Below are 7,838 nucleotides of genomic sequence, written 5' to 3'. Positions count from 1 at the left end.
GCGTTTACATCCCTATCATGGAAAGTCCCACAAAAAAGACATTCCCACTCGCGGATATTTAACGCCTTTTTCCCGCCAATATTCCCACAACAGGAACATCGCTGAGACGTTGGCTCCCATCGGGAAATTATCCGAAAATCACGCCCATATTTATCAGATTTTGCTGATAGTATATCTCGAAAAGAACGCCATCCTCAGTCTGATATGGCACGGGATAACTTACGATTTTTAACCATTCCTGATGTGTTTAAATCCCCTAAAATTATCGTTTGATTTTCACGAACAACTCTAGGGGATAGTTTATTCAAAAAATCAGTGCGAGTGTCTTTAATCTTTGCGTGGATTTCAGCCACTTGTTTTCTGGCTTTTTCCCGTCGTTTACTTCCTTTCTGTTTTCTAGAAAGGTTTTTCTGTGCCTTTCTTAGTCGTTTTAATCGTTTCTTGAACGGTTTTGGTGCGTTGAACTTTTCCCCTGTTGAAAGAGTCGCAAAGGTAGCAATCCCTAGATCGATCCCTATGGTTTGCTTGTTATCTGGCAAAGTTTCAGGACGAATCTCGACAACGAAACTGAGAAAGTATCGATCTGCTGCGTCTTTAATCAAGGTGACGCTAGAAGGTTTAGAGGGTAATGGACGGCTCCAAACGACTTTAAAATCACCGATTTTTGCCAAAGTAACGTGGTGTTGATTAACGGTAAAACCATTGTCAGTAAATCTTGCCGATTGTTGAGATTTACGTTTTTTAAACTTGGGAGGTTTTACTTTTTTTCCCTTCCTTTCTCCCTGACAAGATGCAAAAAAGTTAGAATAGGCTGTCTCTAAATCTCTCAAAGACTGTTGTAAAGGAATAGAATAAACCTCAGTTAACCACTTTCTTTATTCTGTTTTTTTAGTCTGAGTTAGTCTTTTGGAAAACTCGGTATATTTTGGCTTTTTTTCTCCTTGTTGATAAGTAGTCATGCAAAATTAATTACCTGCCCGATCGAGCTAAAACCCTTACGGGGCAATGATCGTCATGTGTAAATAATTTTGCCTAGGTACTTAGAGTTCTTGGCAGTAAGCTAAGGTATCGTTCCAGACAACACGCACGCACCCGAACAACTGAGACAAAAGCTTTTTTTGTTGGTCTGTTGGGTAAAGGCGATATTGATACCTTGCTTTCATTGTTGGTTTAAAATGTGTCTATCTGTACTCTATTTTAACTAGGTCTATCAATAATGTCAAGTCGGTCAGTAATCAGTAATCAGTAATCAGTGATCAGTGATCAGTAAAAAGACAGTACCGATGCAACAAGTTACACCGTCAAGGATGAAAGTAGTACCTACTTCCCACTTCCCACTTCCCACTTCCCACTTTCAAGTCAGTAGGAAAATTCTATTTAATACTGCACACTTAAAAAATCACATCTGATAACTTACCCACTGATAACTGATAACTGATAACTGATAACTGATAACTGATAACTGATAACTGATAACTGATAACTGAGAGGTGCGCCACTGGAAGTTCTCAGATGCTCTATTAAAGATCAAGAAAAGCCGTCGTTTCACGACGGGTTTTTAACCAAAATTTTCGATAAAAATTGCTGTAGAAAGAGCAATAACTGATATGCTCGATGACCTAAAATTCTATTATGTAGCGCAGACAGAAGTGGAAGATGAAGAAAATATTCCCACGGAACCAAATTCTGAAAGGTGGGATAGCAGTTATTTTAATGGCTAGGTACAGAGTCTTCCTTTTCAGGAGTTAGCAGCTATTATTCAGAGGATAATAACCCATGAGTTTATAATTTATTCCTATAAGAAATGTTGTAAATCTCTGCTCAGAAATAGAATCGGTCGGTGAGTCTGGCGGAAAAATTATCTTAAGTACCTAAGCAAAATTAATTACACATCCAAGCCGTCACCCGTCAGCCAAACGCTTTTTGTTGTGATCAGTAAACAGTGAACTAAAAATTCAAATCTGATCCCTGATAAGTACCTAGGCAAAATTAATTACACATATCTAACCCCCCCTTTGCCTCTTGCCTCTTGCCCTTTGCCTTTCTTCACTAGGAAATTTATTTTGCACGACTACTTAGCTGTCTCGGAGTCCCCCGTCTCCTGTCTCGGAGTCTCCTGTCTCGGAGTCTCGACTAGGAAATTAATTTTGCACGACTACTTATAATACTAAATCCGTTAAGTATAGGTAACATATCAGGATAGGCACTCATGCAAGAGGCAAAAGGGGGAATAGATAATCAGTTTTTAATAACTGGATTTAGGATAATTGCTAATTGTTGGTATTGCTGCATAAGTGCGTAAAAGCTGATAGGATAACGAACGGAAAAAATATAGCTTGTCAAGGTGCAAGAAATCGCTACAATCATTACCAGCAGAGGCGATAGTAACCCCTCGATCATCCACTGGTTAACGAGCGCTAATGATTAGACAAACTTGGTTTTCTCAAGCGGTTTCGAGACAGCGAACCCGTGATTTTCCCGGTCGATCATTGATCGAGCCTCCACGGGCTTTTTTTTGGAGTTGATCGAACCATGTTGCAAGGATGGATTCAAATCGCGCTCACGATCCTGATAATCGTGGCAATCACCCCCTTTTTCGGGCGCTATATGGCTAGGGTGTTCATGGAACGGAGAACCCTACTCGACCCACTGTGCGATCGAGTCGAGAGTCTTCTTTACACCTTCGTCGGGGTGAAAGGGAAAGAGAATATGACCGGCTGGCAGTACGCCCGCGCCGTTCTCTACAGTAACGCAGTAATAGCAATTCTGGTTTTTTCCCTGATTGCGGGCCAAGGAGTCCTTCCCCTCAACCCGACGGGGATCCCCGCCCCCACTTGGGACACCACGCTACATACGACGATTTCCTTTATCACCAACACCGACCAACAGCATTATTCCGGAGAAACCACCCTCAGCTACGGGAGTCAGATCTGGGGACTCGGCTACCAAATGTTCACCTCGGCCGGAACCGGTCTAGCGGTGGGGATCGCCTTTATTCGGGGACTGACGGGGCGACCGTTGGGCAATTTCTACGTCGATCTGATCCGAGCGATCACCCGTATCCTCTTACCGCTCTCGATCGTGGGAGCAATTGCCCTGATCATCGCCGGAGTCCCAGAAACCCTCGCCGGCCCGGCGATCTTGCCGACGCTAGAAAACCCCAACCTGAGTCAGGCGATCGCCCGTGGTCCAGTGGCCCACTTCGAGATCATTAAGGAATTGGGAGAAAACGGCGGCGGCTTTTTTGCCAGCAACTCGGCCCACCCCTTTGAAAACCCGAACGGATTCGTCAATCTGGTGCAGTTGGTGGCGATTCTCTCGATTCCCACCTCCCTGATCTATACCTACGGTATTTTCGCCGATAATCTCAAGCAAGCTCGGTTAATCTATCTAATTCCCCTCGGTATCTTCATCGGCTTTACGATCATCACCGCAATCGGGGAATATAACGGCAACCAGGCGGTTAACTCCCTGCTGGGGGTCGATCGAGCGGTTAACTTCGAGGGGAAAGAAGTACGCTTCGGTTGGGCGCAATCGGCCCTGTACGCGGTAACTACCACAGCCACCATGTGCGGTGCGGTGATCGCCATGCACGATTCCTTGATGCCGAACGGCGGCTTCGCCACCCTCTCGAATCTCTTCCTGCAAATCGTTTTCGGCGGTCAGGGAACTGGCACCGCCTACCTGTTTGCCTATCTAATCCTCGCGGTATTCGTCACCGGGTTGATGGTGGGACGAACCCCGGAATTCCTCGGGCGCAAAATTGAGAAACGGGAAGTGGTGTTAGCGAGTTTTTTAATTCTGCTGGTTCACCCGATCGCCATCCTCATCCCTGGAGCGATCGCTCTTGCCTTTCCTGACTTTCAGGGCATCAGTAACCCCGGCTTTCACGGATTATCTCAAGTTATCTACGAGTACGCTTCCGCCGCCGCCAATAACGGATCGGGCTTCGAGGGACTGGGGGACTCCCAACCCGCACCGCTCGCGATCGCGGCTGGGGCGAAACCGACGATGACCGCTCTCTGGTGGAATCTCAGCGCCTGCTTCAGTTTATTGGCCGGACGGTATATCCCGATCGCTGCCCTGCTCTTGTTAGCCGATGGGATGTCCCGCAAACAACCAGTTCCCGCCACCACCGGAACCCTCCGCACCGATACCGGACTCTTTACCGGCGTGACGGCGGGGGTGATTTTAATTCTCGGTGCGCTGACTTTCTTGCCGATATTGGCCTTCGGTCCGATCGCGGAAGCCTTTCAAATCACCCGGATGATCGGCTAGGAGTTTAGATAATTTATGAGAACGAACAAAGGAAATTCCAAATCCCCCCGACCGTTGCGAGTGCCGAGAGGTCGCCGGGACGACCGGCGCCATACCCCCAAGGTAAACCGGACCGGTCTCTATCAAAGCGCGATCCGGCAGTCCTTTCTCAAACTCGACCCGCGCATCGCCGTGCGTAACCCTGTCCTATTCGTGGTCTGGTTGGGAACGATCGTCACGGCCCTGGTGACGATCGACCCGTATCTATTCGGCACGATCGCTGGGGAGAAGGGACAACAACGGCTACTTAACGGCATCATCACCCTGATCCTCTTCTTAACCGTGCTGTTTGCCAACTTCGCCGAGGCGATCGCCGAGGGACGGGGAAAAGCCCAGGCCGATGCCCTGCGATCGACCCGCAGCGACACGATCGCCCGAAAAATCCTGGCCGACGGTTCGATCGAGTCGGTCAGTTCCACGGCCTTGGGTCGGGGCGATCGGGTAAAACTGCTGGCTGGGGACGTGATTCCCGCCGACGGGGAAGTGATCGAGGGAATCGGTTCGGTGGATGAATCGGCGATCACCGGAGAATCGGCCCCGGTCCTCAAACAACCCGGCACCGACATCGCCAGTTCCGTCACCGGTGGTACGCGGCTTCTCTCGGACGAGTTGACAGTGCGGATCACCCAAGACCCCGGCCAGGGTTTTATCGATCGCATGATCTCCCTGGTGGAAGGGGCCGAGCGCACGAAAACCCCCAACGAGATCGCGCTGACGGTACTTCTAGCCGTGTTAACCCAAGTCTTTTTAATTGTCGTCGCCACGATTCCGCCGATTGGGAACTATATCGCTGGTTTTCTGGAAACGAGCCTCAGTCCTGCGGTGGCGAATACCTTTCGGGCCGGCTCCAGTATCGCCATCTTGATCTCCCTCCTCGTCGCCCTCATTCCCACGACGATCGGCGGTTTATTGAGTGCGATCGGCATCGCTGGGATGGATCGTGTGGCTCAGTTTAATGTCATCGCCACCTCTGGACGCGCCGTGGAAGCCTGCGGTGACGTAAATACCCTCCTTCTCGACAAAACGGGAACAATCACCCTCGGCAACCGGCTGGCTGACGAATTTATCCCCGCCAACGGTCATAACCTCGAGGAATTAGCCCAGGTCTGTCTAGCGGCCAGCCTTTTCGACGAAACCCCGGAAGGACGCTCGATCGTTACCTTAGCCCGGAATTTGGGCGCAAACCCCGATATCGATGGCCAACCCGGTGAGGCAATCCCATTCTCGGCTCGTACCCGCATGAGCGGCACCGATAGGGACGGGGAGGAATACCGCAAGGGGGCCGTAGAAGCGATTAAAGGTTTCGTCCGTTCTAGGGGTGGTTCCGTTCCCGCCAGCCTCGATCAGGCACAGGAAAGGGTTTCCCGTTTGGGGGGAACTCCCCTGGCCGTCTGTCGGGGTAACGATATCTACGGGGTGATCTATCTCAAAGATATAGTGAAACCAGGATTAAAAGAGCGTTTCGACCAATTACGGCGCATGGGTGTGAAAACGATCATGCTCACCGGCGACAACCAGATCACGGCCTCGGTGATCGCGGCGGAGGCGGGGGTGGATGATTTTATCGCCGAGGCTACCCCGGAAGATAAGATCGAGGTGATCCGTCGCGAGCAATCCCAGGGCAAGTTAGTTGCCATGACGGGGGACGGCACTAACGACGCACCGGCACTGGCCCAGGCTAATGTCGGTGTGGCGATGAACTCTGGAACCCAAGCGGCGAAGGAGGCGGCTAATATGGTGGATCTCGATTCCGACCCGACCAAGCTGATCGATTTAGTGACCATCGGCAAACAGTTATTAATTACCCGCGGCGCCCTGACCACGTTTTCGGTAGCTAACGATATTGCTAAGTATTTCGCCATTATCCCGACGATTTTCGCCGCTGCCGGGATCGGTGCTTTAAACATTATGGGTTTGAAAAGCGCTCAATCGGCGATCGTCTCAGCCCTGATCTACAATGCCCTGATTATCCCCGTTTTGATTCCCCTAGCACTTAAAGGCGTTCAATTTCGCCCGCTCACCGCCGACCAACTATTGCGGCGCAATATCCTCATCTACGGCGTGGGAGGCGTGATCGCGCCGTTTATTGCTATTAAGATTATTGATGAGATAATTTCAGCGATCGGGTTGAGGTAATGGGAAAATCGGCAATATTTAAGCCTAGTTTATTCGGATTGAAGCACTCGAATCGGGATTTTAGCCAAAAAGAAACATGGGGGAAAAATCAATTTAATTCCTCATTTCCAGCTTCTTTGTGCGCTTACTTGGATTGGAAAGGAATGAAAAATATATATCTGAAACTCGATGAAAATTTAAAAATTCAACCGGCGGAGTTAAGTACACAAGAGTTATACGGTTTAGCTCCCGATTCCGATAATTTATTTTATGCTTTCGAGAGTCAATTTAGAGGAGGGAGCAAAATGATCACAATCGATTTATTTGCTGGTTGTGGTGGTTTATCTTTAGGTTTCCAGAAAGCGGGGTTTACTATTGTGGCTGCATTTGATAATTGGATACCTGCTATAGATGTCTATAGCAATAACTTTAGTCATCCGATATTTAATGTCGATTTGTCTAGAGAATCTAATCAAGAAATATTGGCTCAATATAATCCTGAGATTATTGTCGGCAGCCCTCCTTGTCAAGACTTTTCTAGTGCCGGTAAGAGAAACGAGGGTTTAGGACGAGCGAATCTAACGCTCACATTCGCTGAAATTGTCACTAGAGTAAGTCCCCAATGGTTCGTTATGGAAAATGTGGATAGAATTGAGAAAAGTAAAATACTCACTCAGGCAAAACAAATTTTTAAAAGTCATGGTTATGGTTTAACTGGAAAAGTTATTAATTCTTGTTACTGCGGAGTTCCTCAAACTAGAAAAAGATATTTTCTGATCGGTAAAATGAACGAAGAAGATGATTTTTTGATCGATGAAATCAATAACAATTTATCAAGTCAACCTCTGACTGTATTTGACTATATGGGCAAAGAATTAGATATAGAATACTATTATAGACATCCTAGAAGCTATCAAAGAAGGGCGATATTCAGTATTTATGAACCTAGCCCTACTATTCGAGGAGTAAATCGACCAGTTCCCAAAACCTATCGACAACATCCCGGGGATGCTTGTCATCTTAAGGAAAAATTAAGACCGTTAACAACAATCGAGCGAAGCTATATTCAAACTTTTCCTAAAGACTTTATTTTTGCTGGAACAAAATCTAATCTAGAACAAATGATTGGCAATGCTGTCCCTGTTAATTTGGCCAGATATGTGGGCCAATGTATTCTTAACTATGAATTGAAAAAGGGGAAAAAGACAACCTATTGACAACTATAGCTAAGTAAGTGGTTATAATTAAATTGAAAATAGATTTTGTCTTTGATCCCCCCTTAATCCCCCCTTGATAAGGGGGTGTCGATCCCCCCTTAATCCCCCCTTGATAAGGGGGGTGTCTGATAATTTTTAACGCCTACCTACTTATTTTCTTGATTTACTGGCAAAAACAAATCTCCAAAA

Annotated in this window: 3 protein-coding genes and 1 pseudogene; 3 read left to right on the top strand and 1 reads right to left on the bottom strand. The window is 47.5% G+C overall.

The genetic code is table 11. The annotated features are described in order from the left end of the window. Window positions 1–1,163: pseudogene (locus IM509_RS17515) on the bottom strand (RNA-guided endonuclease InsQ/TnpB family protein); the annotation flags it as partial. A gap of 1,369 nt (window positions 1,164–2,532) precedes the next feature. Between IM509_RS17515 and kdpA the strand changes: the two are divergent. Genes kdpA through IM509_RS17500 form a run of 3 tightly spaced genes read left to right on the top strand, consistent with a single transcriptional unit; the run spans window position 2,533 to window position 7,649 of the window. Beyond that, a complete protein-coding gene (gene kdpA, locus IM509_RS17510; protein ID WP_052278286.1) occupies window positions 2,533–4,278 on the top strand; it encodes a potassium-transporting ATPase subunit KdpA in 1,746 nt (581 codons plus the stop codon). 15 nt (window positions 4,279–4,293) lie between these two features. Further along, window positions 4,294–6,453: a potassium-transporting ATPase subunit KdpB gene (kdpB, locus tag IM509_RS17505; RefSeq protein WP_052278285.1), complete on the top strand. Its 2,160-nt coding sequence runs from the start codon at window positions 4,294–4,296 to the stop codon at window positions 6,451–6,453. Beyond that, on the top strand, window positions 6,453–7,649 hold the full coding sequence (locus tag IM509_RS17500; protein WP_128575329.1) for a DNA cytosine methyltransferase: 1,197 nt from the start codon (window positions 6,453–6,455) through the stop codon (window positions 7,647–7,649). The genes kdpB and IM509_RS17500 overlap by 1 nt, the downstream gene beginning before the upstream one ends. Window positions 7,650–7,838 lie beyond the last annotated feature (189 nt).

Origin of the sequence: Microcystis sp. M31BS1 (genome assembly GCF_020245285.1) — a bacterium.
Taxonomy (GTDB): domain Bacteria; phylum Cyanobacteriota; class Cyanobacteriia; order Cyanobacteriales; family Microcystaceae; genus Microcystis; species Microcystis panniformis.
This window is presented reverse-complemented; position numbering and strand designations above follow the sequence as displayed.

Coding starts and splice junctions, on each gene's coding strand:
- IM509_RS17500 (WP_128575329.1), top strand. CDS start 6,453: ATGGGAAAATCGGCAATATTTAAGCCTAGTTTATTCGGATTGAAGCAC.
- kdpB (WP_052278285.1), top strand. CDS start 4,294: ATGAGAACGAACAAAGGAAATTCCAAATCCCCCCGACCGTTGCGAGTG.
- kdpA (WP_052278286.1), top strand. CDS start 2,533: ATGTTGCAAGGATGGATTCAAATCGCGCTCACGATCCTGATAATCGTG.